Genomic DNA, 26,590 nt, shown 5'->3' with positions numbered 1-26,590 from the left:
TACGGGAATGGACGCGCTACGCCCCGAACGCCTTGCCCTTCCCCTTCACCGGCTTGGCGCCCGCGAGGAGATGGGCGGGAACGAGATCCCGGGCGGGCTCGCTGTACCCCACGGACACGATCTTGTCGCCGCGGTAGGTGAAGGTCGTCAGGGACGCCAGCGTGCACTGCCGCTTGCGCGGGTCGTGCCACAACCGCCGCTTCTCCACGAAGGACCGCACGATCCAGATCGGCAACTGGTGGCTGACCAGCACCGCTTCATGCCCACGGGCCGCGTCCTTGGCGGCGTCCAGCGCCCCCATCATCCGTACGACCTGATCGACGTACGGCTCGCCCCAGGACGGCTTGAACGGGTTGACGAGGTGCTTCCAGTTCTCGGGCCGCCGCAGCGCCCCGTCCCCCACGCCGAAGGTCTTCCCCTGGAACACGTTCTCGGCCTCGATCAGCCGCCCGTCGGTGTCGAGGTCGAGACCGTGCGCCTTCGCGATGGGCGTCGCGGTCTCCTGCGCCCGCTCCAGCGGGGAGGCGACGACATACGTGACGTCCCGCGGGGCCAGGTGTTCGGCGACCCGCTCGGCCATCTGCCGCCCGAGCTCGGACAGGTGGTAGCCGGGCAGCCGCCCGTACAGCACCCCGTCCGGGTTGGCGACCTCGCCGTGCCGCATGAGATGCACGACGGTGATGTCCTGATCCCGGCCCTGCGTCTGATCCTGCGTCTGATCCTGGCTCATGCCGTGGCCTCCGCCGCTGCCCGGGCCGCCGCCGGAAGGGCGTCGGCGATCCGCTGAATGGCCCGCTCGTCGTGGGCCGTGGACACGAACCACGACTCGAAGGACGACGGGGGCAGATAGACGCCCTGCGCCAGCATCGAGTGGAAGAACGCGGTGAACCGGAAGGACTCCTGCGCCTTCGCGCCCTCGTAGTCGCGCACTTCGCGCCCGGTGAAGAAGACCGAGAACATGTTGGAGGCGTTCTGCAGCCGGTGCGCCACGCCCTCCTTGCTCAGCGCCTCCGTGACCAGCCCGCGGATCTGCTCGGAGACGGCGTCGACCTTGTCGTACGCGGCGTCGTCGAGCAGCCGCAGCTGGGCGAGCCCGGCGGCGGTCGCGACGGGGTTACCGGAGAGCGTGCCGGCCTGGTAGACGGGCCCCGCGGGAGCCAGGTGCTCCATGACGTCCTTGCGGCCACCGAAGGCGGCGGCGGGGAATCCTCCGCCCATGACCTTGCCGAAGGTCATGAGATCGGGACGTACCCCGTCGATCCCGTACCAACCGGCCTTGCTGGTCCGGAATCCGGTCATGACCTCGTCGGAGACGAACAGGGCGCCGTTGCGCGCGCAGGCGTCCTTGAGTCCCTGGTTGAACCCGGGCTGGGGCGGTACGACGCCCATGTTGCCCGGCGAGGCCTCGGTGATCACGCAGGCGATCTCACCGGGGTGCGCGTGGAAGGCCTCGTTCACGGCTTCGAGGTCGTTGTAGGGCAGGACGATCGTGTCCGCGGCCTGGGCGCCGGTGACACCGGGGGTGTCGGGCAGCGCGAAGGTCGCCACCCCGCTCCCCGCCGACGCCAGCAGCGAGTCGACATGCCCGTGATAGCACCCGGCGAACTTGATCACCTTCGACCGCCGGGTGAACCCGCGGGCGAGCCGGATGGCGGACATGGTCGCCTCGGTCCCGCTGGAGACGAGCCGGACCTGCTCGACGGGCTCGACGCGGGCGACGATCTCCTCGGCGAGCGCGACCTCGCCCTCACCGGGAGTGCCGAAGGAGGTGCCGCGCGCGACGGCCTCCTGGACGGCGCCGATGACGTCGGGATGCGCGTGCCCGAGGATCATCGGCCCCCATGAACACACGAGGTCGACGTATTCCCTCCCGTCGGCATCGGTCAGGTATGGACCGTTTCCGGACACCATGAAGCGGGGCGTACCGCCCACGGCGCGGAACGCGCGCACCGGAGAGTTCACGCCGCCGGGCGTGACGGCAGCCGCACGGTCGAAAAGAGTCTGCGAAACTGGGGCTTCGTACGGATAGCTCACACGAGCCATGGTGTCAGAGGCTGCGAAGATCCTGCGGACAGGTGTTTCAGCGTACGTTTCGGCGTGCGGCCGTGGGGGAGGTCACTGTCACGATGATCGGGTTGCGTGGCGGGGGTCGCGCGCCTTAGAAAAGCAGTCGGGTGGAGATATGCATCGCGGTGGCGGACTGGGCGAGGGGACCGATGACCTCGGTCCTCGGCGTGCCCGGCGGGGAAGGCACCGGCGCGAGGCGGAGGAAGCGGCCGAGGCACGACAGACGCAGGGGTCGCCGGGCTCTCCCGGATCACCCGGGTCGCAAGGATCACAGAACGATCCTGAGCGGATCGACCCGTCGGGCCGTATGGACGGTATGGACTACACGGACCGCGGGGCAGACCGGCTCAGGGCAGGAAGCGGGAATGGTGGCCGGGTGGGGGTGACCTACAAATACTTCGGCGCGCCGGACGGAGCGACGGCGGCCCGCGTGCCGATCTCGATGCGCCCCGAGGAACTCGGCGGCGACGAGCTCGGCATGAACGGCATGTTCACCAAGATCAAGCCGGAGACCATGGCCGCGATGGTCCTCACCGGCATCGAGGGCGTCCCTCTGCACAAGGTCCCGCCCCTGGAGCTGGTCGTCCTCCACCCCGACTACGCCGTCGTGAAGCTCCCCATGACCGTCGTCGACCCCCTGCGGGGCATCGGCGAGGAGGCGGTCGGCGCGGCGGCCTTCATCTGGTCGACGGTCCCGGACCGCGGGGGCCCGCGGGACGCCTTCAACGTGTACCAGCTCCTCCACGAATGGCAGGATTTCAGCCATCGTCTGCACGAGGCGGGGCATCAGCCGTACTGCCTGGTGTGGCCCTGATCTCCAGTTCTCCGTGACACGGGCGAGGCCTTCGGGTCCCGCCCGGGAACGGCCCGCACAACGGGCATGACGGGGCATGACGGGCATACCGTGCGGGACCGGCGGATACTGAATCTCATGCGCGTCGATTTCGACCCGGAAGCCATGCGCGGGGCCGACTTCTACAGGTTCCTCACCTCGGTCGTCATCCCTCGTCCGATCGCATGGATCTCCACCGTCACACCGGACGGCTCGACCGAGAACCTCGCCCCGCACTCCTTTTTCAGCATCGCCAGCACCGACCCGCCGATCGTGCAGTTCACCTCGATCGGCCGCAAGGATTCCCTGCGCAATGTCGAGGACACCGGGGAGTTCGTCGTCAACTTCTCCTCCGAACCGCTGCTGCAGTTGATCAACGCCACTGCCACCGACTTCCCCCGGTCGGTCAGTGAATTCGACTTCGCGGGAATCGACCGAGAACCGAGCCTGCGGGTACGACCGCCCCGAGTGGCGGCCTCCCCCGTCGTTCTCGAGTGCCGTTCGCACACCACCCTGCGGATGGGAAACTCCACCCTCGTCTTCGGACGGGTGCTCCACGCGGCGGTGCACGAGGACCACATCGTCGAAGGCCGCCCCGGCTCCGCACGTCTGCTCCCGCTCACCAAGCTCGGCGGTGACGAGTGGGGCACGCTGGGAGAGGTCCTGCACCTGAGCCGCATCCCCTACGAGGAACCGCGTCCCTAGGCAGGGTCCGGGGCCGGGGCTGGGGCTGGGGCTGGGGACACGGCCACGGACACAGCCCCGGTCACAGCCAGCCGTTGCGCTTGAACCCCCGGTGGATGACGAAGCACGACACGGCGATCACCGTGAGGGCCAAGGGGTAGCCGAAGCGCCAGTGGAGTTCGGGCATGTGGTCGAAGTTCATGCCGTAGACGCCGCACACCATCGTCGGTACGGCGATGATCGCGGCCCAGGCCGTGATCTTGCGCATGTCCTCGTTCTGGGCGACGGAGACCTGGGCGAGGTGGGCCTGGAGGATGGAGTCGAGGAGGGCGTCGAAGGCGGTGATCTGTTCGGTGACCCGGGACAGGTGGTCGGCGACGTCACGGAAGTACGCCTGTATCTCGGGGGCGACGAGACGCATCGGTTCGGTCGCCAGGATGTGGAGAGGGCGGCCGAGGGGGACCACCGCGCGTTTGAGTTCGAGGAGTTCGCGCTTGAGCTGGTACATGCGGCCGGCGTCGGCGCCCCTGGCACCGCGGGGTGAGAAGACGGACGTCTCCACCTGGTCGATGTCGACCTGGACGGCGTCCGTGACGGTGAGGTAGTCGTCCACGACGTGGTCGGCGATGGCGTGCAGCACCGCGGCCGGGCCCTTGGCCAGCTGCTCCGGCTCCGCTTCCAGGTCCTCGCGCAGGGGGCCGAGGGAGCCGTGCCGTCCGTGCCGCACGGTCACCACGAAGTCGGGGCCTGCGAAGACCATGATCTCGCCGGTGTTCACGACCTCGCTGGTCGCGGTCAGTTCGGCGTGTTCCACGTAGGAGACCGTCTTGAAGATGGCGAACAGGACGTCGCCGTACTGCTCGACCTTGGGGCGCTGGTGGGCGTGGACCGCGTCCTCGACGGCGAGCGGGTGCAGCCCGAACAGTTCGGCGACCCGGGCGAACTCCGTCTCGGTCGGCTCGTGCAGCCCCAGCCAGACGAAACCGTGGCCGCCGCGTTTGCGGACCCGGGCGACGGACTCCTCGACGCTGGGCGCGGCCTCCTGGCGGACGCCGTCGCGGTAGATGACGCAGTTGACGACGGCGGAGCCGAGCGGGGAGCGGGCGGGGTGACTCAGGTCCACCCGGCGTCCGCCGCGTGCCAGACGGGCGACTTTGCGCAGGTTGCCGACCATCGACATGCGGTGCTCCTTCCCCGGATTTCCCGGAATGGACGGCCAGTGTGCCAGCAAGGGGTAAGACCGACGTCAGAGCCCGGTTCGAGCGTGCGCCCTGCGCCGGCCCCGCGGTGTCAGGGGAGCGTCATAAATCACGCCCGCACCGTCAGGCCCGCGCCAACGCGGCGGTCCGCCGCCGTCCTCCGGCCCTTCGATGGCCGATGGGTACGTGTGTGGACCGACATCGAGGAGTGCGCGAGCGATGAGCGAGGAAGAGCGGGGACCGCGCGTGGTCGCGGGAGTGAGCGGTTCGCCGGGGAGCCTGGCGGCCCTGCGACGGGCCGCCGCGGAGGCCCGGCGCGGCGGGGCCGAACTGCTGGTCGTGATCGCCTGGGAGCCGCCCGGCGGTGACTTCGCCCACCGCAGTGCGCTCAGTCCACTGCCGATGGCCACGCTCCGGCTGGACGCGGGCCGACGGCTGCTCGGCGCGCTGGACACCGCCTTCGGCGACGCGGGGCCCGGGGTCCCGCACCAGGGCCTTGTCGTACGGGGCACACCGGGGCGGGCGCTGGTCGAGACCGCCGACCGGGCCGACGACCTGCTGGTGGTAGGCCCGGGGTGTCGAGGAACACTGCACCGGTGGCTGTTCCCGTCCGTCGCCCGGTACTGCCTCGCGCACGCCGTCTGCCCGGTGCTGGCCCTGCCGCCCTCGCCCCTGTCCCGCGAGCTCGCCTCGGTGCACCGCCGTATCCGGCTGGGGCTGCCGCTCGACGCGCGGGAGCTGACCGAGGACAGGTCCTGAGCGACCCCGGGGGTGTCGCCCGGGTCACCCCGGGTCCCGGGTGACCCGAACAACACCCCCAGCCGCCCACGTCAGGGGCGCGTTACGGGTCCGGGGCAGCGCGTCAAGCCTCCGTCAGCGAGCGGCCCCGTCCCCGGCCCGGCGGGCATAGCCTCACAGAGGCGCACGGCCGAACCGGTCGGCGCCCATCTCTTCCGCGAGGAGCAACACCATGTCTCCAGTCGATCGCTCCGAGGATCCCGAGCCTTCCGAACGCTTCCCGGCCGGACTTCTCTTCGTTCCTGTCCGGTCGGGGCCCACGGGCTGCACGGCCCGGTTCTTCCGCACCCCCCTGGGCGGCCGTACGGCCGTCGGCTTCACCTCGGCGGCCAAGCTCACCGCCACGCTCGGCACGGACCAGGCCTGCGTACGGCTCTCCGAACCCGCGCTGCGCGCCCTCGCCGCTCCCCTGGGCGTCACCGCCCTCACCGTCGACCCGCCGTTCTCCGCCCCCTCGGCCGACCGCACCGCGGCCACGGCCCGTGAACGCGAGAACTCCTGGCGCCGCTGGCATCCCCAGCACGTCGGCGCCCTGCGGGTGACCGGCGCCGCCGCCGTCGTCGCGTGCCTGAACCTGCTGATCGGCTGAGGAGACGCCCATCATGACCGTTTCCCTCCCCTCGTCCATACCGTCGGACACCCAGGCCCTTTCCCGGATCCTCGGCGACGCCGAAGGCCTGTCCGTCTGGCCCCGCTCCGCCCGCCCCGAACCCCACGGGGACGTCTCCGTCGGCGGTGTCTCCCTCACCGAGGCCGCCGACCGCTTCGGCACCCCCCTCTACCTCCTCGACGAACAGGAAGTCCGCGAGCGCTGCCGTGCCTACCGCACCGCGTTCCCCGACGCCGACATCGTCTACGCCGCCAAAGCATTCCTGTGCCGGGCCATGGCCCACTGGGTCCAGGAAGAAGGCCTCGGCCTGGACGTCTGCTCCGCCGGAGAACTCGCACTCGCCGTCACCACCGGCTTCCCGCCCGAGAAAATCGTCCTGCACGGCAACGCCAAAAGCCCCGAAGACCTGAGCACCGCCCTGCGCCTCGGCGTCGGCCGCATCGTCGTGGACAGCACCTCCGAGATCACCCGCCTCGCCGCCCTCACACCCGCCGGCACCCGCCAGCCCGTCATGGTCCGCGTGGTACCCGGCATCGTCGCCGGCGGACACGCCAAAATACGCACCGGCACCGACGACCAGAAGTTCGGCCTCTCCCTCACCGACGGCTCCGCACAGCACGCCGTCACCCGGATACTCGACCAGCCGCACCTCGAACTCGTCGGCCTGCACTGCCACATCGGCTCCCAGGTCACCACCGTGAAACCCTACGTCGCAGCGGTACGCCGCATGGTCGGGCTGATGGCCCGCATCCGCGACCAGCACGGCATCGCCCTCCCCCAGCTGAACATCGGCGGCGGCCACGCCATCGCCTACCGCCCCGGCGAAGAACACCTGAACATCTCCGTCCTGGCCGGACGGGTCCGCGCCGAACTGGAGGACGGCTGCGCCCGCGCCCAACTGCCCCTACCCCGCCTCACCCTCGAACCCGGCCGCGCCATCGTCGGCCCCGCCGGCATCGCCGTCTATCGGGTCCTGGCCGTCAAACGCATCGGCACCCACACCTTCGTCGCCGTCGACGGCGGCATGAGCGACAACCCCAGACCCGCCCTGTACGGAGTGCGCTACGCACCCCGGCTCATCGGCCGCCCCACCTCCGCACCACCCCGCCTCGTCACCGTCGTCGGCCGACACTGCGAAGCCGGCGACATCCTCGCCGACGAAGCAGCCCTCCCCGGCGACATCCACCCCGGCGACCTCCTCGCCGTCCCCGCAGCCGGCGCCTACCACCTGTCCATGGCCTCCGGCTACAACCTCATCGGCCGCCCACCCGTGGTCGCCGTCTCCGACGGCACCGCACGCACACTCGTACGCCGTGAATCACTGGACGACATGAACCGCCGGGACATCGGGCTGTAGAGCTGTAGGGCCCCTCTTAGGGATCAGGCCCTGGCCCGGGATCAGGCCCTGGCCCGGTGGCCGGTTCAGAGGCTGAGCCGGTAGGGCACCACGCAGACGACCACGTCCGTACGGGCCCGCAGCGCGGCGGCGAGGAGCAGACCGCGCTGGTTCTGCAGGATCTGATAGCGGCGGTGGAGGGGCTCCACTTCGGGGATGAGGACGGCGATCTGCCGTCCTCCCTCCTCCGCCCTGCGGACGTAGTCGACGATCGGTTCCACGAGCGAGCGCTGCGGGCTGTCGACGACGTCCAGGCGTACGCCCGGGTTCCAGCGGTCCCAACTCTCCCTGAGAGCACGGACCTTGGCCGGGTCGGCGTGCACGGCGACGGCGACCACCTCGTGGCCGAGGGCGCGGGCGGCGGACAGCGCGTGCTGGGTGAGTCGGCTGACCTCGCCGACCGGCACGATGACGAGGGAGTCGCCGACGCGCACGGGCGGCGGGACCTCGCCGAGTCCGAGTTCCCGGCCGACGGTCGTGTAGTAACGCTGGATGCGGTCGAACAGCAGCATCAGCAGCGGGATGGCGACGACCACCACCCAGGCTCCTTCCAGGAACTTGGTGGTGAGCAGGACGACGCCCGCCACGGCGGTCAGTACCGCGCCGACCCCGTTGAGGACCGCGCGCCGCAGCCAGCCGTGCGGACGCTGCCCCGCCCAGTGCCGCACGAGTCCGATCTGACTGATGGTGAAGCCGATGAAGACGCCGATCGCGAAGAGCGGGATCATGCGGTGGGTGTCGGCGTTCACGGCGATCAGGAGAACGGCCGCGAGCAGGGCGAGGGTCACCACGCCCCAGCGGTACACCGGCCGTTCCGTGCGCAGCCCGAAGAGGTGCGGCAGCCGGTGGTCCTTGGCGAGCAGGCTCATCAGGACGGGCAGACCGCCGAAGCTGGTGTTCGCGGCGAAGGCGAGGGCCAGGGTGACGATGAGATTGGTCGCGTAGTACGGCCATCCCGTCCCGTACGCGCCCGCCGTCAGCTGCGCGAGTACGGTCACGCCGCCGCGCGGGGCGACATGGTCGCGGCGGATCAGCAGGGCCATGCCGATGAGCATCAGGCCGAGGAGTGCGCCGAGCATCAGCTCCGTGTGCTGGGCGCGTTTGACGCGCGGCTCGCGGAAGGAGGGCACGCCGTTGGCGATGGCCTCGACTCCGGTGAGCGCGGAGCAGCCGGAGGAGAACGCCTTGAGGAGCAGCAGGACGCTCAGTGCCTCGGTGGCGTGGACGGGCTGGGCGGTGCCGACGAACGCCACGGGGTGGCCTCGCGCCAGGCCGAGCACGACGATGCCGAGGATGCTCACGATGAACAGCACGGTGGGCAGCATCAGCACCCGCGCGCTCTCGGCCACACCGCGCAGGTTCACGGCCGTGAGCAGGGCGAGCCCGATCAGGCAGACCGCGAGCAGGTGCGAGCCGAGCACCGGGAACGCGGAGGCGAGGCTGGCCGCGCCCGCCGCCAGACTGACCGTCACGGTCAGCACGTAGTCCACGACCAGGCTGGCCGCCGCGAGCAGGCTGACGGTCGGTCCGAGATCCTTCTTCCCCACCGCGTACGCGCCGCCGCCGTCCGGATGCACGGCGATCACCTGTCCGTACGACACGACGAGCACCGCCAGCAGTCCGGCGATGACGAGCGTCACGGGGAGCGTGGCGGACAGCGCGCCCGTCCCGGCGGCGATCAGTACGAGCACGATCGCCTCGGGGCCGTACGCCACCGAGCTCAGCGCGTCCAGGGAGAGCGCGGCGAGCCCCTCGACGCTGGTCAGGTGGTACTTGTCGCCCTCCCCGTGCCGCAGCGGGACTCTCGGCCGCAGTTCGCGGCGGGCCAGTCCGTACGCCATGGGGACCTCGCGGGGGGGGGGTGAGGGTGTTTGAGTCAGTGTGACCGGCGTGGTGCGGTGTGGCGGGGCAAGGACGCGCCAGGGCCGCCGCGGACCGAAGGTGCGGGACGCGCAGTCGTGTTGCCGCCGATCGGGTAGTACCCGAGGCGCGGTGCGGGCGGGGGCACGGCCGCTCACCCCTGACGAAACAGCAGGTCAGTGCAGTCTGACGAGTCATCGGTTGGCCCAATGGGCCTGAGTGGGCGTGACCTCGGGGGTGCGCCAGGTGAGCGGCTCGAGTGGTGCGCGGAGCCCGGCGGATTGACGGTGGATCACGTCGGGGTCGGGTTCTCACGAGCTGACGCAGTGTCAGCTGCCTGGCTGCGACGGAAGGACTCCGAAGATGCGATCTGCCCGCATGCTCCTCGCCACCGCGACGGCCACAGCCGCCCTCGCGATCGGCGCACCAGGCGCCCTCGCCGCCACGGCGGGTGACGGGGGCCACGATGACTCTTCCTACAGCAAGCAGCACGACAGGCCGAACGGGGGGGTGCACACGGGCGGCGGAGCACTGACCACCGTGCGCGGTGACGACTCGGGTTCCGATCGTGGAAACAACGATTCGGGCTCGGACCGTGGCAAGAGCGATTCGGGCTCGGACCGTGGCAAGAGCGACGACTCCGGCTCCGAACACGGCAAGAAGGGCGGCTCCGACCACGGCAAGGGCGACGACTCCGGCTCCGACCGCGGCGGGCCCCGCGGCGGCATCCACACCGGCGGCGGCGCCCTCAGCGCCGTGCGCGGCGAGGACTCGAACAGAGACGACTCCGGCTCCGACCGTGGCAAGGGCGACTCGGACTCCGACGGTGGCAAGAGCGACGACTCCGGCTCCGAACACGGCAAGAAGGGCGGCTCCGACCACGGCAAGGGCGACGACTCCGGCTCCGACCGCGGCGGGCCCCGCGGCGGCATCCACACCGGCGGCGGCGCCCTCAGCGCCGTGCGCAGTGACGACTGGAACAAGGACGACGAGAAGTTCGACCCGGAGACGTACAAGGACAAGGGCGACAAGGGCAACAAGGGCAACGACGACTCGGGTTCCGACCGCGGCAAGGACGACTCGGACTCGGAGCGCGACAAGCCCCGCGGCGGCATGCACACGGGTGGCGGTGCGCTCGCCACGCCGGGCAGGACGGCCGGTGGCCTGGCGGTCCTGGCTCTCGCCGGTGCGGGTGCCTACGTGGTGCGCCGCAAGCGTGCGGCGGACGGCCTGTCCTGATCCATGCCTGACGACATAGCAGCCCGGGCCGCCTCCTGCGCACAGCGTGGCGGCCCGGCTGGTTGCCCCCGTGCCGCGTCGGCCCCGCGGCCGTAGTCCAGTGAGTTGTCCCGTACGTGTTCCAGTGAGGTGGTGCCCGATGGCATCCCGGTTGTCCTCCCCTGTCGAGCCCCAGGCCGTGACGCCGCTCCAGGGCGCGCGGCCCGGCGTGCCGATGTTCGTGTGGTGCGTCGGAATCCTGGTCCTGGCGCTGAGCCTGTTCGGCGGCCATGGCAGGCCCTCCGACCCCTCTGACCCCTCGGCCAAGCCCCATGGCGCGGCGGCGCTCGCACCGTCGTCCTCGGCCCGGCCGCCGGGCAAGCATCTGCCGCGGTCCGAGCCGACGCGGCTGCTCATCCCGAAGATCGACGTGGACGCCCCGTTCACCGAACTGACCGTCGACGCCGCGGGCAAGCTCCAGCCTCCGACCGCCGACGACACGAACCTGGTCGGCTGGTACGCCAAGGGCGTGTCCCCCGGTGAGCGGGGCACCGCGATCATCGCCGGTCATGTCGACACGACCACCTCCGCGGCCGTCTTCGCCGACCTCAGGGAGCTGGAGATGGGCGACCGGTTCACCGTGGAGAGGGCCGACGGGCGCAAGGCCACCTTCGTGGTCGACAACGCCGACACGTTCGCGAAGGACGACTTCCCCGACCAGCGTGTGTACGCCGACACCCGTGACGCCGAGGTCCGGCTGATCACCTGTGCCGGCGACTACGACCATTCGGCGAAGGACTACACCGAGAACCTGGTGGTCTTCGCCCACCTCGTCTGACCTCACGGCCGGTGACGTGTCAGAGGCCCGGGACTCCGTGCTCGCGCAGCGGCCCGACGCGCCAGCCGTGCGTCTCGCAGGTGTCGAGGACGCGGGGCAGGGCGGCGAGGGTGGTGCGCCAGGAGTCCGGGGCCGAGGTGCAGTCGGAGTCGTGGAGCAGGATGGTGCCGCCGCCGGACAGATCGCGGGTGACGGTGCGGTGGACGGAGTCCGGGGTGGCCCGTTTGCGCCAGTCCTCGCCCCAGGCCGTCCACAGCGTCGGGGTCAGCCCGAGGCGGCGGCAGGTGAGGTGGGCGGCGGTGTTCATCACCCCGTACGGCGGCCGGAACAGCGTGGGCGGGCGGCCGGTGACCTCGGCGACGGCGTCGCGGGCCCGGGCGAGGTCGTCGTACGTGGCGCGCGGGCCGCGCAGCAGCAGGGGGCGGTGGTGCCAGCCGTGGATGCCGATCTCGTGCCCGGCGGCGGCCATCTCCTTGGCCAGGCCGGGCGAGCGGGCCAGCATCGAGCCCAGCAGGAAGAAGGTCGCCCGGATGCCCCGGGCGTCCAGCAGCCGCAGGAAGTGCGGGGTGGAGAGGTGGTCGGGCCCGTCGTCGAAGGTGAGGGCGACATGGTCGGGGCGGCCGCGGCCGGCGAGGCGGGGCATGGCCCGGTTGCGCAGCGGGCCGAAGGTGGAGATCACCGGAGCGGCGTGCGCGGCGGCGAGCGCGGGCAGGGCGATAGCCCCGGCCCGCCGAACGGTACGGGCCAACTGGTCCGGGCCTGGCCTCATCGGTCGTCGTCCTCCAGGTAGTGGGTGAGCGCACCGAAGTGGTGGCCGGGGGACTCCCCGTAGGCGTAGGCGAGCGGGGCGCCGATACCGAGGGAGAGGGTGGCGGCGACGGCGGCGACCATGAGGACCGTACGGCGCCGCGCCTGCCGTGACCTGGCGGCGAACCGCGCGGCAACGGGGAGGCGCAGCGCGTCGGACGGTACGCCGGCCCCCGCGTCGGCCGGTACGCCCGTCGGGAGTCCGGACACGTCGAAGGCAACGGCGGGCCGCGCGGCGAGCGGGCGGCGCCGGGACGGAACGGTGGTGGTGGACAGCGGGCCGCGGGCCATCGCCTTGACGGCCGGTACGGGGCCGGGGGCCGCGGTGAACAGGGCCAGGCCCGCCTCGCGCTGCGCCCGGCCGCGCGGGCCGTGGAGGAGTTCGGTCAAGGTCGGCGCCAACCGGTCCGGCTCGCGGATCCAGGGGGCGAGGCCCGCCTCGTCGAGCGCGGCGGCGTTGGTCTGGCCGTGCCCGGGTATGCAGCGGTAGCTGACGACCGGGAGTCCGCCCGCGAGCGCCTCCAGCGAGGTGAGCCCGCCCGCGTTCTGGACGAGGACGTCGCACGCGTGCATCAGGCCGGGCATGTCGTCCACCCAGCCGTGCACGTGGGCGATGCCGTCCGCGCGCAGCCGTTGGGCCAGCGCGTGATTGCGTCCGCAGACCACGACCGGCAGCGCGACCCCGGTGCCGAGGATCTCCGCGGCGGCCTCCCGGACGGGCCCGACCCCCCACGAGCCCGCGACCAGCAGGGCGAGCGGTGTGTCCGGGGGAAGGCCGAAACGGCTACGGGCGGCACGCCGTTCGTCCTCGTCGGCGGGGGTGAAGCGCGGATCGGTCATCGGGCCGGTCACGGTGACGCCCGCCGCGCCCTGCTCGTGCGCCTGGGCGGCGGGTATCGCGTGGGCGGCGAGGTGGGCGTCGATGCCGGGCGCCACCCACAGGGAGTGGACGGAGAAGTCGGTGAGGTAGGTCAGGGCCGGTATCGCGAGCCGGCCGCGCAGCCGCAGGGCGCCGAGGACCTGGCTCGCTCCGGGGTAGGTCGAGACGACCGCGCGGGTGTCGGGGGTGACGGTGGCGAGGGTGCGGCGTTCGGCGCCGCGCAGCAGGGCCCGTACGGCGAGGTTGGGGCGTCGTTCGTGCTCGGTGGCGGCGTAGATGCGCTGGTAGCCCGCGGGGGCCCAGGTCAGCAGCCGGAGGTAGGCGCCGGAGAGCACCTTTCCGATGCGGGCGGGCAGCAGGTCGAGGAAGTCGTGCCGGTCGACGAGGAAGCCCGCCGCCGTGAGGTGGCGGGTGAGTTCGGTGGCGGCGCCGTCGTGCCCGGCCCCCATGCTCGCGGAGATGACGGTGATGCGGGTGGGACTGTCGGAGTGGGGCACAGCGGATCAGCCTCCAGAGTGGTGAGGGCATGACGGGGGACGTCACCGACTCGCCGGAACAAAGGCGAAGGAAACAAACACAGGGGGCGACCGAGGCCGCGGCCACCGGCGTCGGCGATGCGGGCCGACTCGGCGGTGAGGTGTTGAGCGCTCAGGTTTTGAGCACTCAGGTGTTGAGCACTCGGGCGCTCAGCGTTCAGGCGTTGAGCGCTCCCGCACCCAGCAGCCCGAGCAGCAGCACGCCGACGACAATCCTGTAGATCACGAAGGCGTTGAAGGAGTGCTTGGCGACGAACTTCAGCAGCCAGGCGATCGACGCGTAGGCGACGACGAAGGAGACTGCGGTGCCGACGGCCAGCGGCGCGGCGCCCACCCCCGCGCCGACGGCGTCCTTCAGCTCGTACAGACCGGCGCCGGTGAGGGCGGGGATGCCGAGGAAGAAGGAGAGCCGGGTGGCGGCGACCCGGTCCAGGTCGAGGACGAGCGCGGTGGACATCGTGGCGCCGGAGCGCGAGAAGCCCGGGAAGAGCAAGGCGAGGATCTGTGAACAGCCCACCAGCATCGCGTCCTTGAAGGTGGTGTCGTCCTCGCCGCGCTTGTGGCGCCCCATCTGGTCCGCCGCCCACATCGCGCCACTGCCGACGATGAGCGAGACGGCGACCACCCACAGGGAGCCGAGCGCCCCGTCGATGAGCGGCTTGGCCGCGAGGCCCACGATCACGATCGGGATGGTGGCGTAGATGACCCACCAGGCGAACTTGTAGTCGTGGTGCTGCCGCTCCTCGCGGTCGCGCAGCCCCCGGCCCCAGGCCGAGACGATCCGCACGATGTCCTTGAAGAAGTACACGAGCACGGCGGCGATCGCGCCGACCTGGATGACGGCGGTGAAGCCGACCACGGCCGTGTCGTCGACCGGGATGTTCATCAGCCCCTCGGTGATCTTGAGGTGGCCGGTGGAGGAGACGGGGAGGAACTCGGTCACTCCCTCGACGACTCCCAGTACGACGGCCTGGCCGACGCTGATAACACTCATGGGATCCATCTCTGCGGTGAACGGGGCGAGCACGTGTCCCCCGGGGCACGGGCGCACGGCGACACATGGCAGACTCGGACCACGGCAGCATTTACACCGCCGTAGAAGCTCAAGTTTTACACGACTGTAGAAGATGGACGGGTGAACGACAAACCCATGGGCCGCGATTCACGCGATTCACAGGCTCGGGGCTCCAAGCGGGCCAACGGCGAGCGGGAGTCCGAGATCCTCGGCGTGCTCCAGCAGGCCGAGGCCGCGCTCACCCCGGGCGAGGTCGCCGAACGGCTCGGGGGCGAGCTGACGTACAGCAGCGTGGTCACGATCCTCACCCGCATGCACACCAAGCAGCTGCTCACCCGCACCCGGCGTGGACGGGCGTACGCCTACGCGCCCGTGACCGACGACCCCGGGTTCGCCGCCCGCCGGATGCGCACCGTGCTCGAGGAGCGCCCCGACCGCGAGGCGGTGCTCGCCCGCTTCGCCGACAGCCTGTCCGACACCGACGCGGACCTGCTGCGCCACCTGCTGGGACCCGACGCGGACCCCGACCGGTAGGACAAGGAGCCCGCCCGGATGCGTATCGCCGTCTATCTGCCGCTGCTGCTGTCCGTGATCGCGCCCCTCGGCGCCCGCCCGCTCTCCGAACGCTGCGAACCGCGCCTGGCCACCTGGCTGCTCACCGCCTCCGCGCTGATCCTGGGCGTGGCGACCACCGTCTCGCTGGGACTACTGGCGATCACCGGTCTGATAGGCGTCCCGTTCCTCGCCGACCTCGGCCACTGGTCGGCCCGCACCGCGCAGATCAACGACCCCGCCGAACCGCCGGTCGCGCTCCTCGCCGGCCTCCTGCTCGGCGGCGCGCTGCTGACCGCGGCGCGGATGCTGTGGCGCCGGGCCCGCTCCATCGCCTCCGCCATCTGGGACGCCGCCTGCATGCCCACGCCGGACGGGCTCGTCATCGTCGAGGACGAGGCGCCGGACGCGTACGCGCTGCCGGGGCTGCCGGGGCGGGTCGTCGTCTCCACCGGCATGCTGCGCACCCTGGACAAGGCCGAGCACGACATCCTGCTCGCCCACGAGCGCGCCCATCTCGCCGCCCACCACTACCTGTTCGTGGCCCTGGCCGGCCTGGGCGCCGCCGCCAACCCCCTCCTGCGGCCCTTCGCCACCGCCGTCACCTACACCGTGGAACGCTGGGCCGACGAACAGGCCGCCCGCACCACCGGCGACCGCCGCCGAGTCGCCCGCGCGGTCGGCAAGGCGGCCCTGGCCGCCCACGGCGCCCCCGCTCCTCGCCTCTCCAGCCTCGGCTTCCGCGGCGTCCTCGGCCGACGCGGACCGCTCGCCGGCGCGGGCCCGGTCCCCCGCCGGGTCGCCGCTCTGCTGGCCCCGCCTCTGGCCCGCCGCCCGGGCCTGGCCCTCGCCACCGCGGCGTGCCTCGCCCTCACGGTCATGTCGACCGCCGCGGCCGCCCATGACCTGGACGCCCTGCTGGAAGTGGTCGGCGTCGAGCACCACCACGGCCCGCATCACCCTGGCATGGCGCGGCCGGACGCGCACGGCATGGGCTGACCCAGGGCCGACTCCGTGGGCTGTCCCGGGGCCGACCAGGGCGTGTTCCTGGCTTCGCCGGACTCCCGCTCCACGGGGCAACCAGGAAAACTCCCGCACGAAGGAACCTGAGGGCCGAAAAAGCCATCACTAAGCAACGTCGGCAATCACCGATGGCCGGCGTCCGCAATCACCCGATCCACGAAAAGGTCCCCCATGCCGCGGTACGCGCGAATACGACGGCCACGCATACTCATCGCCCTCGCGGCAACCGTGACCGTCGTCCTGGCCGTCGTGCTGACTCTGGCCCTCACGGTCACGACGTACGACCACACGTCCCCGCGCGCCGCCCGGGGCAAGGCATCGGGATCGGTGACCGGGAACGTCGACTGCCGTAAGGCGAAGTGCGTGGCCCTCACCTTCGACGGCGGCCCCAGCCTGACGACCCCCAAGCTGCTGGACATCCTGAAGCAGGATGATTTGCACGCGACGTTCTTCGTGCAGGGCAAGGGCCACATCGCGAAGTACCCCGAGATCCTGCGTCGCATCTCGGATGAGGGGCACGAAATCGGCAATCACACGTGGTATCACGAGGTTTTGACGGATATCAACACGGACGACGCCCGTCAGGAGCTGACCCGGACACAGGACGCCATCGAGAAGATCACCGGCACCAGGCCCATCCTGATGCGTCCGCCGGAGGGCCGCACCAACCGCAAGGTGGCCAAGATCTGCCGGGACTTGGGGCTGGCGCAGGTGCTGTGGAGCGTCACGGCCAAGGACTACGAGACGACCGACTCGGCCCTGATCACCAAGCGGGTGCTCGACCAGACCCACCGCGACGGCATCATCCTGCTGCACGACCTGCACAAGGGGACCGTTCCCGCCGTCCCGGGAATCATCAAGGCGCTCAAGCAGCGCGGCTACACCATCGTCACGGTGTCGCAGCTGCTCGCCCCCGCCAAGCCCCAGCCGGGGATGGTCTACCGGCCCTGAACAACCGAAACCGGTCGAGCCCCTTCACGCATCCAGATGACGAAGGTCAAGATGGCGAACGATCGGGGCAAGGGCTGGTGGGACGAGTACCGCGGCGTCATTCGTCCCAGGGCCCTCGACCTCGCCGAGTTGGAGCACCACGCTTCATACGTCCGCGCGTTTCAGGTCGTACACATCCCCGGGGTCCTTCAGACCGAGGAGCACGTCCGCGCAGCCTCGGTCTTCGTTGGACCAGACCGTCCAGAGAACGAGCATGAGGCTCGCGTCTCGTTCCGGATGCGGCGCCGGGAACGACTCGAATCCGGGATGCCGTATGACGCGATCATCCACGAGGCCGCGCTACGCATGCGCGTCGGCGGTCCGAAGGTTGCCGGCGCCCAACTCGAACATCTTCTCCAGGCCTCCGACAGGTCGAACGTCACGATTCGCGTGATCCCGTTCGCTGCCGACGGTTTCGCGGGAGCGGGATTTCCCATGCAGTACGTTGGCGGAGCGGTCCCGCAGTTGGACACCGTGCAGATCGACGCCACCCACGGGGCCGAGTTCATCGACGCCAGCGCCCAACTGCACCGTTACCGAACCCGCCTTGAACGCGTGGACAGTACCGCCCTCCCGCAGGACGCTTCCCTCGACCTCATCCGCCGTATTGCTCAGGAACTGTGAAAGGCCTCCTATGTCTGAAACCCTCCGCTGGCAGAAGTCGTCGTTCTCCGGAGGGGACGAGGACACGGACTGTTGGAGATAGCCACCGCCCTCCACGCCCTGCTGGAAGCCGTGAAGCGTCGAGGCGTAGCCTGAGAGAGAAAACGGGGGAAAGGGGCGGGCCATGACGAGTCGTTTGCTGATGCCGTGCCGACGTGCGGGAGGCGACCCGATCGCCCCGGGGACCGAACCCGTACCCGGCTCCACGCGCCCCACCCCGATCCTCGACTGGACCCACCCGAACGTCACCGCCCTCGTCGAGCGGATCCCCACCGAAGGCACCGCCCGCGACTCACTCCGCGTGGCCCACGGGATCATCGCGCGTGAGGTGCGCCCGGTGTACTCCGTGGACGACCTGCGGAGCACCTCGCGGACGCTGATGCTCGCGCGGGGCTCGTGCAGTCAGCGGATGGCGGTGCTGGAGGCCGTCGCGCGGGCCATCGCCGTACCCACGCGCGTGCGGGGGCTGCTCGTCGACGGAGTCTTCTGGTATCCACGGTTCCCCCGGCTCAAGCCGCTGGTCCCGGAACGGGTCCTGCTCGCGTGGCCCGAGTTCCTGCTGGACGGCGACTGGGTACCGATCGCCGAGCTGTTCGGAAGCCCAGACGAGATGAGCGCGGCCTCCGGCGGCTTCACCAACAAGGGTGGCGAGACCCTCTTCGACGCCGTGGCCCGTACGGCGGTCGACTGGGACGGCCACGCCGCCGCGAGCTGCGACGGCGGCCCGGGAGCCGTCTGTGACCTGTCCGACCACCTCCGCCTCGACCTCGGTCACTTCACCTCCCGCGACGAACTCTTCGCCCGCCACGGCCAGACCCTGTGCCTCCCGGCCCGCGCCCTCGCGGAGCCGGTGCTCGGGCGATGGGCCGCGGGAGGCCGGGCCGCCCGGACCGCGTAGCGGCAGGCCGCAGCCTCTTGTCGCATCCTTGACGCCCAAGTCATCAGAGACCCGTCAAGGCATGCTGCCTCCGGCCTCCCCGGTCTCTACCGTCGGTCGTATGGAACGCCGCAACCGCCGCAACAACGCGCGCACCGCGGTCGACGCACCCGCCCCACCCTCCGCGGAAGTGGCGCGCGACCACCTCTGGGCCCAGGACGTACGCAGCTCGATCCGCTGCGCGGCCGTGCTCCTCGCCCTTCTCCTCCTCATCGACTGGGGAGTCGGCACCCTCTCCGCGCCGCGCGCCACCCTGTGGGCCGCGCTCGCGGTGCTGCTGTTTCTCGTGCTGTACCCCACCCGGGTCTCCGCGGGCGAGGGCTGGCTGGTCTCGCGCGGACTGCTGCGCGCGCGGCTGGTGCGCACCGACCACCTGGTGTCGGTGCGCTGCCTGGACGGAGTCGGCCAGCGGCTCGTGCTGCGGGACACGTTCGGCGCGCGCGTCGAGATCGACCCCCGGGTCCTGGTCGCCAATCCGCCCCTGTGGCGCCGCCTCGACGAGGACGCCCGCCTGTCCGCCCTGCGCTCCACGCTCTCGTGCGGGGAGACCGCGCTGCACCGCGTCTCGGAGCGGATCGACCGCGAGACGGCACTGACGGTCTTCAAGGTGTCCGGGCTGGAGTGAGGACCGGGGTCAACCGGCGGCGGAGCCGCCGGGGGCGACCAGGCCCGTCTCGTAGGCGAGGACGACGGCCTGTGCGCGGTCGCGGAGCGCGAGCTTGGCGAAGATCCGGGCGACGTGGGTCTTCACGGTGGCCTCGCTGAGGGTGAGGGCTCCGGCGAGTTTGCGACTCCTTCGTCCTGGCCTCGGCGAACGGCCGACAGGAACGCGTGACCCTGGTCGGCGAGGTCATGTCCGGGCCGTCGGACTGGATGCGCGCGGACTGGGCGACCGTAACCGCCCTGACACCGGGCGCGCGGGCCAACCAGTACTGGGTGCGACTCACCCCCGGATCCGATGTCGGCGCCTATATGAAGGCCGTTCGGGCCGTCGACCCCGGGCTCCACCCGGACGCGAAGACCTCGGTGAACGCCGGGGCCGTGACGGTGATCAGTTCCGCGACCGTGCTGACTCTGATGCTGTCGGTGGTCGCGGCGATGGGGGTGTTCAACACGGTCGTGCTGAGCGCCCGGGAACGTCGGCGCGACCTCGGGATGCTGAAATCCATCGGCATGACGCCACGGCAGGTCACGGTGATGATGGTGGTGTCCATGGCCGGCCTCGGTCTGCTCGGCGGGCTCCTGGGGCTGCCGCTGGGAGTCGCCGCGTACCGCGTGGTGGTTCGGATGACCGAGCGCAGCGCCCACCTCGCCTTCCCGGACCGGATGCTGGACGTGTGGCACCCGGGTTCGATGGCGTTGCAGGCGCTGGCCGGGGTGGCGATCGCCGCGCTGGGCGCGGTGATACCGGCGCGCGCGGCGGCCCGGCAGACCATCGCCCGGGTCCTGCACACCGAGTGACGTCCGCGCCGCGTCGGAGGAGGCCCTCCACCACCCCTGTCCGCGCGACCTCTGAGTCAGCAGCGGCCCGGAGTGAGTGTCGGGCCCCCTCCCGGCCCCTCCCCCGGCTTACCCTCCGCCCGTGTTCAACGTCACGGGGATCCTCAAGCGGCTGGTGATCGGCCGGGCCATGCGCAGCGAAGAGCTGCACGAGACGCTGCTGCCCAAGCGGCTCGCCCTGCCGATCTTCGCCTCGGACCCGCTGTCCTCGGTGGCGTACGCGACCCAGGAGATCCTGCTGGTCCTCACCCTGGGCGGCCTTGCCTACCTGCACTTCACCCCGTGGATCGCGGCCGCGGTCGTGGCGCTGATGACGGTCGTGGTGCTGTCGTACCGCCAGGTGGTGCACGCCTACCCGAGCGGCGGCGGCTCGTACGAGGTGGTGTCGACGAACCTCGGCCCGACCGCCGGACTGGTCGTCGCCGCCTCGCTCCTCGTCGACTACGTCATGACGGTGGCCGTCTCGGTCGCCTCCGGCGTCGACAACATCATCTCCGCCGTCCCACGCCTCGCCGACCACCGCGTCCTGATGGCGATCGGCTTCGTGGCGGTTCTGACGGCGATGAACCTGCGGGGCGTCCGGGAGTCGGGACGCGCCTTCGCCGCACCGACGTACCTCTTCATCAGCGGTGTCCTCGTCATGGTGGTCACGGGCCTGATCCGCTACGCCCTCGGGGACGCGCCGGTCGCCGAGAGCGCCGGATACGGCGTCACGTCGGCCCCCTCGGACGCGAACCTGACGGGTCTCGCCCTGCTGATGCTGGTGCTGCGCGCGTTCTCCTCCGGCTGTACGGCGCTGACCGGGGTGGAGGCCATCTCCAACGGCGTACCGGCCTTCCGCAAGCCCAAGTCGAGGAACGCGGCCGAGACCCTGACCGCGATGGGCGCCCTCGCGATCCTCATGTTCGTGGGCGTCACCGCGCTGGCACTGATCACCAAGGTGCACATCACGGACGACGCGTGCCGGCTGACGGGACTCACCGGCGACTGCGCCTCGTACACCCAGCGCACGGTGATCGCGCAGATCGCGGCGGCGGTCTTCGGCGGCGAGCACAGCGTCGGCTTCTACGTCATCCAGACGGCGACCGCGCTGGTCCTGATCCTGGCGGCGAACACGGCCTTCAACGGCTTTCCCCTGCTCGCGTCCATCCTGGCCCAGCACCGTTATCTCCCCCACCAGTTGCACAACCGGGGCGACCGGCTCGCGTTCTCCAACGGCATCCTGGCGCTCGCGGTCGTCGCGGCTCTGCTGCTGTGGGGCTTCAAGGCGAACGTCACCAGCCTCATCCACCTCTACATCCTGGGCGTGTTCACCGCCTTCACGCTCTCCCAGCTGGGCATGGTCCGGCACTGGAACAGCGAGCTGCGCACGGAACGCGACCCGGCGTCGCGGCGCCGCCACCACACGGCCCGGGTGATCAACGCACTCGGCTCGGTCGTCACCGGCCTGGTCCTGGTGATCGTGCTGGCCACCAAGTTCACGGAGGGCGCGTGGCTCGCCGTACTCGCGGCGATCGTGCTGTGGGTGATGATGCGCGGCATCCGGCGCCACTACGACGCCACGTCGGCGGAGCTGGCGGTGGCCGACCCGAAGGGCGAACTCACCCTCCCTTCCCGCGTGTTGGGGATCGTGCTGGTCTCCACCCTGCACAAGCCGACCCTCCGTGCCCTCGCCTACGCACGCGCCTTCCGCCCCGACCGGCTGGAGGCCCTGACGGTCTCCGTCGACCGTGACGAGGCGGCGGCGCTGCTCAGGCGCTGGGAGGAGTACGGCATCGACATCCCGCTGAAGATCATCGACTCGCCGTACCGCGAGGTGACCCGTCCGGTCGTGGAGTACGTCCGCTCGATCCGCCGCGAGAGCCCGCGGGACATCGTCGCCGTCTTCATCCCCGAGTACGTCGTCGGACACTGGTGGGAGAACCTCCTGCACAACCAGTCGGCGCTGTGGCTGAAGAACCGGCTCCTGTTCACCCCGGGGGTCATGGTCACGAGCGTGCCGTGGCAGCTGACGTCCTCGGCCCACGCCGACCGGCCCACGGCCAGGGCGCCGGGGTCCTTCCGGCGGGGGGAACCGCAGAGGCCGGCGCCCCGGGCGGGCACCCGGCACCGATGACGTGTCCTCGGCGGAACTCGGTTCGGCGCACCCCCGCTCAGCGCATCCCCGTTCAGCGGACCCCGGTTCAACGGACCCCGGTTCAGCAGAGCCCGGTTCAGCGGAACTCGGCGAGTCTCGGTCGCAGCCCCAGCAGGATCAGCGCACCCGCGCCGAGCAGCAGACCGCACGTCCACGGGAGCAGTCCGGTGGCCTCGAAGCGGCCCGCGCGGACCGCCGCCGTGAAGTGCCGCCGGTTGATGTCCGTCACCTGGTCCAGCGCCGTCATCCAGGCCCCGAAGTGGGCGTTGGACGTGTCCGGCTCCCAGCCCATGCAGAACGCGACGGCCTCGCCCTCCTTGCCCTGCGCGACCAGGGCCCGGATCCTCCGGTCGTCGCGCTGGTAGACGGCGTACGCGTCCACCGTCCGCTCCGCCGCGGCCCGTTCGCCCGGGAAGGTGAGGTTGGCGAGCTCACGCGCGAACTCGCCGCCGAAGTCGAGGGGGTGGTGGTCGGCGCGGTACTCCTTCCAGGTCGTGGCGAGCCCGAAGTCGTACGAGTCGAGGGTCGCGCCCTTCATCCCGTACAGCTGCTGCGACTTGGCGAGGAACGCCTGCGCGTACTGTTCGCGGCGCTCGGGGTCCAGCAGGTAGCGGCTCTCGTCGGCGTTCGCGTCGTAGGCGATCGCGCGGGCGCGGGAGAGGGCGACGACGGAGTCGAAGGCGTCGCGGCGGGCGCCGTGCAGCCGGTCGGCGGAGGCGGACAGCGCCTGGCCGCCGAGGAGCACGGCGAGCAGCGCGCAGACGGTGGCGGCCAGCACGCCGGGGTTGAGGATCCGGTGGAAGCGGCGGGCCAGGTACCACTGGAGGACGCCGAGGGCGGCGACCAGCAGCGCGCCGAGCACGAGGACGGCGGCGAGCTGGGCCGCGAGGACCGAACGGGCCTGGTCGTACTGCCGGTCGAAGGCGCTGTTGTTGGAGTCCACCAGCTTCCTCGCGCTCGGCAGGAGCTGGGCCTGGAGGAGATCGGTGGCCTCGCGGTAGTCGACGAGCGCGGCCGGTCTGCCGCCGGCGCGGTCGTCGTTCTCCAGCGCGCGGCCGATCAGCTCCTGGTACTCGGCGAAGTCGTCGGTGAGCGACTCGACGGTGTGCTCGTCGGTGTGGTCGCCCTGGGCGGCGACGGCGAGGGTGCGCAGGTCGTGGCCGATCGCGCGGCGCGCGTCCCCGTAGAAGCCGACCGCCTTGTCGTACGGCGTCGCCAGGCGCCCCTTGCCGCCGTCGCCGCCGGCCAGCAGGAGGTTGGCGGCCTGCGCGTCCATGTCGTTGAGGGCGAGGTTCAGGTCGGCGGCGCTGGTGGTGCGGGGTGCGTCGCGGCCCGCGACGGTGTCCCAGGTGCCGGTGGCGGCGAGTGCGGCCAGCCCGAGCAGCAGGGCGAGGGCGACGGTCAGCAGGAGGGTGACGGTCCGCAGCAGCCGCAGTCGCGCGGGCAGGGTCGCCCAGAAACGGCGGTGCAGGGCGGTGGCGGCTCTTCGGGGTGCGAGGCGCAGAGGGAGCCTGGGACTTCGGGGCCGCCCGGCGCGTCGGGGGCGTCTCGATCGCGGCCCCCCGCGCCTGGGCCGAGGCTGGTGCCCACCCCCGGAAGGGGCGCTCGCCACGCGCGGTGGCGCTCCGCCGGTCCCGGTTCGCGCCGGACTGTGCGTGGTCCCGGCTCGCGCCGCAGGACTGTGCGTGGTACCGGCCGTGACAGCCACGAGCCCCTCCATCGGCACGCCACGGACGCTCGTCCGTGTCCCCCGTGCCGCGCCCAGTCTGCGACCGCTTCACCTCACACACACCGGACCTTGATGGGCCCCTGATGTCGCACCGGACGACTTTGACGCGGCCTTGACGCCGTCGGCCGACCACGTGTGCGAAAAGCACGGCATTCTCGTCGTCGGGGGCGGACCGAGCGCCGGACCGGAGTGCCGGACCGCGGTGCCGGACCGGGGGCTGCCGCCCCTGCGACCGCACCGCCGTCCCCCGTTCGCCGTAATGTCCACCCGCCCTGCCGTTTCATCCCCCATTGCCCACAATCGGATCACAATGGGCACTACGCCGGGCAGCACGTCAGGAGCACCCCGATGGCCACCACCGACCACGCTCGTACCAGAGGTACGACGGGTACGAGCCGGCTGCGTGCGTGGATGCTCGAGGGACTGTCCGACATGGGCAAGACCCCGCAGGGCCCGCACGCCCTGCCGGAGCCCGTGCACCAGGGGCAGCGCTGGTGGCGGGTGATGTGCCTGACCGGCGTCGACTACTTCTCGACACTGGGCTACCAGCCCGGCATCGCGGCCCTGGCCGCCGGACTCCTCTCGCCCGTCGCGACCATCGTGCTCGTCATCGTCACCCTGGCGGGCGCACTGCCCGTCTACCGGCGGGTGGCCGAGGAGAGCCCGCGCGGCGAGGGCTCGATCGCGATGCTGGAGCGGCTGCTGTCGTTCTGGCAGGGCAAACTGTTCGTCCTGACCCTGCTGGGCTTCGCCGCCACCGACTTCCTGATCACCATCACCCTGTCGGCGGCCGACGCCTCCACCCACCTGATCGAGAACCCCCATCTCACCAGCACGCTGCACGACCAGCAGATGCTGATCACGCTCATCCTGGTGGCCCTGCTCGGCGCGGTGTTCCTCAAGGGCTTCCTGGAGGCGATCGGCGTCGCCGTCGTCCTGGTCGCGATCTATCTCGCCCTCAACGCCGTGGTCGTGGTCGTGGGCCTGTGGCACGTGGCGACGGCCGAGCATGTGATCACCGACTGGACCAGCGCCCTGACCACCGAACACGGAAACGTCTTCGCGATGGTCGGGGTCGCCCTCCTGGTCTTCCCCAAACTGGCCCTCGGCCTCTCCGGCTTCGAGACCGGCGTCGCCGTCATGCCGCACGTCCAGGGCGACGCCACCGACACCGACGAGAAGCCGGCCGGCCGCATCCGGGACACCAAGAAGCTGCTGACCACCGCCGCCGTGATCATGAGCGTCTTCCTCATCTTCACCAGCTTCATCACCACGCTCCTCATCCCGGAGCAGGAGTTCAAGTCCGGCGGCCAGGCCAACGGCCGCGCCCTCGCCTATCTCGCGCACGAATACCTCGGCAGCGCCTTCGGCACGATCTACGACGTGTCGACCATCGCCATCCTGTGGTTCGCGGGCGCCTCCGCCATGGCCGGACTGCTCAACCTCATGCCGCGCTACCTCCCCCGCTACGGCATGGCCCCGCACTGGGCCCGCGCCGTCCGCCCCATGGTGATCGTCTTCATCCTGGTGGCGTTCCTGGTCACCTGGATCTTCAATGCCGACGTCGACGCGCAGGGCGGCGCCTACGCCACCGGTGTCCTCGTCCTCATCAGCTCCGCCGCGATCGCCGTGACCATCGCCGCGCGCAAGGCCGGCCAGCGCAACTGGACCATCGCCTTCGCCGTCATCTCCGCGGTCTTCCTCTACACGACCGTCGTGAACGTCATCGAACGCCCCGACGGCGTCAAGATCGGCGCCTGCTTCATCGCCGGCATCATCCTCGTCTCGCTGCTCTCCCGGCTGGCCCGCGCCTTCGAACTGCGGGTGACCAGCGTGAGCCTGGACGACATGGCGGACCGGTTCGTACGGGACATAGCCAGCCGCCGGATCCGGTTCATCGCCAACGAACCCGACAACCGCGACAAGGCCGAGTACCGCGAGAAGATCGAGCAGATCCGCGCCGACAACGACCTCCCGGCCCAGGAGGACTTCGTCTTCGTCGAGGTCACCGTCCTGGACCCCTCGGAGTTCGAGGCGGGCCTGACCGTACGCGGCGAGGTGCTCCACGGCCGCTACCGCGTCCTGACCCTGGAGTCCTCCTCCATCCCCAACGCCCTCGCCGCCCTGCTCCTGTACGTGCGCGACCGCACCGGCTGCACCCCGCACATCTACTTCGAGTGGACCGAGGGCAACCCCTTCACCAACTTCCTGCGCTTCTTCCTCTTCGGCCAGGGCGAGGTCGCCCCCGTCACCCGAGAGGTCCTGCGCGAGGCCGAACCCGACCGCTCCCGCCGACCGCGCGTACACGTCGGTTAGCCA

Annotated in this window: 24 protein-coding genes and 1 pseudogene; 16 read left to right on the top strand and 9 right to left on the bottom strand. The window is 71.1% G+C overall.

All coding sequences use genetic code 11. The features are described 5' to 3' along the window. Window positions 1–16 precede the first annotated feature (16 nt). Entirely contained in the window at window positions 17–730 is a 714-nt protein-coding gene (locus tag KVT44_RS22075; protein ID WP_099921242.1) for a histidine phosphatase family protein, read from the bottom strand. Further along, on the bottom strand, window positions 727–2,043 hold the full coding sequence (hemL, locus tag KVT44_RS22070) for a glutamate-1-semialdehyde 2,1-aminomutase (protein WP_099921243.1): 1,317 nt from the start codon (window positions 2,041–2,043) through the stop codon (window positions 727–729). The genes KVT44_RS22075 and hemL overlap by 4 nt, the downstream gene beginning before the upstream one ends. A 400-nt stretch (window positions 2,044–2,443) precedes the next feature. Here hemL and KVT44_RS22065 point away from each other — a divergent pair, with 400 nt between their 5' ends. Together KVT44_RS22065 and KVT44_RS22060 are read left to right on the top strand one after the other, a co-directional pair. After that, on the top strand, window positions 2,444–2,881 hold the full coding sequence (locus KVT44_RS22065; protein ID WP_003974483.1) for a hypothetical protein: 438 nt from the start codon (window positions 2,444–2,446) through the stop codon (window positions 2,879–2,881). A 117-nt stretch (window positions 2,882–2,998) separates the two neighbouring features. Further along, entirely contained in the window at window positions 2,999–3,604 is a 606-nt protein-coding gene (locus KVT44_RS22060) for a flavin reductase family protein (RefSeq protein WP_075028627.1), read from the top strand. Window positions 3,605–3,665: 61 nt separating this feature from the next. Here KVT44_RS22060 and KVT44_RS22055 read toward each other — a convergent pair whose 3' ends face one another. Next, a complete protein-coding gene (locus tag KVT44_RS22055) occupies window positions 3,666–4,763 on the bottom strand; it encodes a magnesium and cobalt transport protein CorA (RefSeq protein ID WP_097285759.1) in 1,098 nt (365 codons plus the stop codon). Window positions 4,764–5,001: 238 nt separating this feature from the next. On the opposite strand from KVT44_RS22055, the gene KVT44_RS22050 reads away from it, so the two are divergent. From KVT44_RS22050 to lysA, 3 genes are all read left to right on the top strand, one after another. Beyond that, window positions 5,002–5,541, top strand: coding sequence for a universal stress protein (locus tag KVT44_RS22050; RefSeq protein ID WP_217568241.1), 540 nt, complete (start codon window positions 5,002–5,004; stop codon window positions 5,539–5,541). A 211-nt stretch (window positions 5,542–5,752) separates the two neighbouring features. Beyond that, entirely contained in the window at window positions 5,753–6,169 is a 417-nt protein-coding gene (locus tag KVT44_RS22045; protein WP_099921245.1) for an SAV_915 family protein, read from the top strand. A 13-nt stretch (window positions 6,170–6,182) separates the two neighbouring features. Next, the gene (lysA, locus tag KVT44_RS22040; RefSeq protein ID WP_217568240.1) at window positions 6,183–7,547 is read left to right on the top strand and encodes a diaminopimelate decarboxylase; all 1,365 of its coding nucleotides are present in this window, start codon (window positions 6,183–6,185) and stop codon (window positions 7,545–7,547) included. 65 nt (window positions 7,548–7,612) lie between these two features. On the opposite strand, the gene KVT44_RS22035 is transcribed toward lysA, so the two are convergent. Further along, window positions 7,613–9,427, bottom strand: coding sequence for an APC family permease (locus KVT44_RS22035; protein WP_099921247.1), 1,815 nt, complete (start codon window positions 9,425–9,427; stop codon window positions 7,613–7,615). A 382-nt stretch (window positions 9,428–9,809) separates the two neighbouring features. Between KVT44_RS22035 and KVT44_RS22030 the strand changes: the two genes are divergently transcribed. Together KVT44_RS22030 and KVT44_RS22025 are read left to right on the top strand one after the other, a co-directional pair. Next, a complete protein-coding gene (locus tag KVT44_RS22030; protein ID WP_217568239.1) occupies window positions 9,810–10,685 on the top strand; it encodes a hypothetical protein in 876 nt (291 codons plus the stop codon). Window positions 10,686–10,824: 139 nt separating this feature from the next. After that, window positions 10,825–11,502, top strand: a complete 678-nt coding sequence (locus tag KVT44_RS22025) for a class F sortase (RefSeq protein WP_217568238.1) — start codon at window positions 10,825–10,827, stop codon at window positions 11,500–11,502. Window positions 11,503–11,521: 19 nt separating this feature from the next. Here the strand turns inward: KVT44_RS22025 and KVT44_RS22020 are convergent, their stop codons facing one another. From KVT44_RS22020 to KVT44_RS22010, 3 genes are all read right to left on the bottom strand, one after another. After that, the gene (locus KVT44_RS22020; RefSeq protein ID WP_099921250.1) at window positions 11,522–12,271 is read right to left on the bottom strand and encodes a polysaccharide deacetylase family protein; all 750 of its coding nucleotides are present in this window, start codon (window positions 12,269–12,271) and stop codon (window positions 11,522–11,524) included. Next, complete coding sequence (locus tag KVT44_RS22015) at window positions 12,268–13,686, bottom strand: glycosyltransferase (protein ID WP_308314070.1); 1,419 nt, start codon at window positions 13,684–13,686, stop codon at window positions 12,268–12,270. Before KVT44_RS22015 ends, KVT44_RS22020 begins: the two co-directional genes overlap by 4 nt. Window positions 13,687–13,882: 196 nt before the next feature. Beyond that, window positions 13,883–14,719, bottom strand: coding sequence for an undecaprenyl-diphosphate phosphatase (locus KVT44_RS22010; RefSeq protein WP_099921251.1), 837 nt, complete (start codon window positions 14,717–14,719; stop codon window positions 13,883–13,885). A 141-nt stretch (window positions 14,720–14,860) separates the two neighbouring features. Here KVT44_RS22010 and KVT44_RS22005 point away from each other — a divergent pair, with 141 nt between their 5' ends. The 6 genes from KVT44_RS22005 to KVT44_RS21980 all read left to right on the top strand — a co-directional run bounded on the left by KVT44_RS22005 (window position 14,861) and on the right by KVT44_RS21980 (window position 19,530). Next, window positions 14,861–15,274, top strand: a complete 414-nt coding sequence (locus tag KVT44_RS22005; protein ID WP_308314069.1) for a BlaI/MecI/CopY family transcriptional regulator — start codon at window positions 14,861–14,863, stop codon at window positions 15,272–15,274. Between the two features lie 18 nt (window positions 15,275–15,292). Next, complete coding sequence (locus KVT44_RS22000; RefSeq protein WP_217568237.1) at window positions 15,293–16,291, top strand: M56 family metallopeptidase; 999 nt, start codon at window positions 15,293–15,295, stop codon at window positions 16,289–16,291. Window positions 16,292–16,486: 195 nt separating this feature from the next. Beyond that, the gene (locus tag KVT44_RS21995) at window positions 16,487–17,266 is read left to right on the top strand and encodes a polysaccharide deacetylase family protein (protein ID WP_217568236.1); all 780 of its coding nucleotides are present in this window, start codon (window positions 16,487–16,489) and stop codon (window positions 17,264–17,266) included. 36 nt (window positions 17,267–17,302) lie between these two features. Beyond that, window positions 17,303–17,929, top strand: coding sequence for a DUF5753 domain-containing protein (locus KVT44_RS21990; protein WP_308314068.1), 627 nt, complete (start codon window positions 17,303–17,305; stop codon window positions 17,927–17,929). A gap of 163 nt (window positions 17,930–18,092) precedes the next feature. Then, on the top strand, window positions 18,093–18,866 hold the full coding sequence (locus tag KVT44_RS21985; protein WP_217568235.1) for a transglutaminase domain-containing protein: 774 nt from the start codon (window positions 18,093–18,095) through the stop codon (window positions 18,864–18,866). Window positions 18,867–18,966: 100 nt separating this feature from the next. Beyond that, entirely contained in the window at window positions 18,967–19,530 is a 564-nt protein-coding gene (locus KVT44_RS21980; protein WP_211180020.1) for a hypothetical protein, read from the top strand. A 9-nt stretch (window positions 19,531–19,539) separates the two neighbouring features. Here the strand turns inward: KVT44_RS21980 and KVT44_RS21975 are convergent. Next, window positions 19,540–19,698 (bottom strand): annotated as a pseudogene (locus KVT44_RS21975) (LuxR C-terminal-related transcriptional regulator); the annotation flags it as partial. A 38-nt stretch (window positions 19,699–19,736) separates the two neighbouring features. On the opposite strand from KVT44_RS21975, the gene KVT44_RS21970 reads away from it, so the two are divergent. Together KVT44_RS21970 and KVT44_RS21965 are read left to right on the top strand one after the other, a co-directional pair. After that, window positions 19,737–20,366, top strand: coding sequence for an ABC transporter permease (locus KVT44_RS21970; RefSeq protein WP_308314067.1), 630 nt, complete (start codon window positions 19,737–19,739; stop codon window positions 20,364–20,366). A gap of 121 nt (window positions 20,367–20,487) precedes the next feature. Continuing rightward, window positions 20,488–22,521 carry an APC family permease gene (locus KVT44_RS21965; RefSeq protein WP_217568234.1) on the top strand — a complete coding sequence of 678 codons (2,034 nt, stop codon included), beginning with the start codon at window positions 20,488–20,490 and terminating at the stop codon, window positions 22,519–22,521. Window positions 22,522–22,618: 97 nt separating this feature from the next. Here KVT44_RS21965 and KVT44_RS21960 read toward each other — a convergent pair whose 3' ends face one another. Beyond that, entirely contained in the window at window positions 22,619–24,154 is a 1,536-nt protein-coding gene (locus KVT44_RS21960) for a hypothetical protein (protein ID WP_217568233.1), read from the bottom strand. A 465-nt stretch (window positions 24,155–24,619) separates the two neighbouring features. Between KVT44_RS21960 and KVT44_RS21955 the strand changes: the two genes are divergently transcribed. Beyond that, window positions 24,620–26,587: an amino acid transporter gene (locus KVT44_RS21955; RefSeq protein ID WP_217568232.1), complete on the top strand. Its 1,968-nt coding sequence runs from the start codon at window positions 24,620–24,622 to the stop codon at window positions 26,585–26,587. Window positions 26,588–26,590: the final 3 nt, after the last annotated feature.

Source organism: Streptomyces sp. GbtcB7, assembly GCF_019091445.1.
GTDB classification, from domain to species: Bacteria; Actinomycetota; Actinomycetes; order Streptomycetales; family Streptomycetaceae; genus Streptomyces; species Streptomyces mirabilis.
The sequence above is the reverse complement of the archived record's forward strand: the minus strand, read 5'-3'. Positions and strand labels throughout refer to the sequence as shown.

Coding starts and splice junctions, on each gene's coding strand:
- KVT44_RS22075 (WP_099921242.1), bottom strand. CDS start 730: ATGAGCCAGGATCAGACGCAGGATCAGACGCAGGGCCGGGATCAGGAC.
- hemL (WP_099921243.1), bottom strand. CDS start 2,043: ATGGCTCGTGTGAGCTATCCGTACGAAGCCCCAGTTTCGCAGACTCTT.
- KVT44_RS22060 (WP_075028627.1), top strand. CDS start 2,999: ATGCGCGTCGATTTCGACCCGGAAGCCATGCGCGGGGCCGACTTCTAC.
- KVT44_RS22055 (WP_097285759.1), bottom strand. CDS start 4,763: ATGTCGATGGTCGGCAACCTGCGCAAAGTCGCCCGTCTGGCACGCGGC.
- KVT44_RS22050 (WP_217568241.1), top strand. CDS start 5,002: ATGAGCGAGGAAGAGCGGGGACCGCGCGTGGTCGCGGGAGTGAGCGGT.
- KVT44_RS22045 (WP_099921245.1), top strand. CDS start 5,753: ATGTCTCCAGTCGATCGCTCCGAGGATCCCGAGCCTTCCGAACGCTTC.
- lysA (WP_217568240.1), top strand. CDS start 6,183: ATGACCGTTTCCCTCCCCTCGTCCATACCGTCGGACACCCAGGCCCTT.
- KVT44_RS22035 (WP_099921247.1), bottom strand. CDS start 9,427: ATGGCGTACGGACTGGCCCGCCGCGAACTGCGGCCGAGAGTCCCGCTG.
- KVT44_RS22030 (WP_217568239.1), top strand. CDS start 9,810: ATGCGATCTGCCCGCATGCTCCTCGCCACCGCGACGGCCACAGCCGCC.
- KVT44_RS22025 (WP_217568238.1), top strand. CDS start 10,825: ATGGCATCCCGGTTGTCCTCCCCTGTCGAGCCCCAGGCCGTGACGCCG.
- KVT44_RS22020 (WP_099921250.1), bottom strand. CDS start 12,271: ATGAGGCCAGGCCCGGACCAGTTGGCCCGTACCGTTCGGCGGGCCGGG.
- KVT44_RS22010 (WP_099921251.1), bottom strand. CDS start 14,719: ATGAGTGTTATCAGCGTCGGCCAGGCCGTCGTACTGGGAGTCGTCGAG.
- KVT44_RS22000 (WP_217568237.1), top strand. CDS start 15,293: ATGCGTATCGCCGTCTATCTGCCGCTGCTGCTGTCCGTGATCGCGCCC.
- KVT44_RS21995 (WP_217568236.1), top strand. CDS start 16,487: ATGCCGCGGTACGCGCGAATACGACGGCCACGCATACTCATCGCCCTC.
- KVT44_RS21990 (WP_308314068.1), top strand. CDS start 17,303: ATGACGAAGGTCAAGATGGCGAACGATCGGGGCAAGGGCTGGTGGGAC.
- KVT44_RS21985 (WP_217568235.1), top strand. CDS start 18,093: ATGACGAGTCGTTTGCTGATGCCGTGCCGACGTGCGGGAGGCGACCCG.
- KVT44_RS21980 (WP_211180020.1), top strand. CDS start 18,967: ATGGAACGCCGCAACCGCCGCAACAACGCGCGCACCGCGGTCGACGCA.
- KVT44_RS21955 (WP_217568232.1), top strand. CDS start 24,620: ATGGCCACCACCGACCACGCTCGTACCAGAGGTACGACGGGTACGAGC.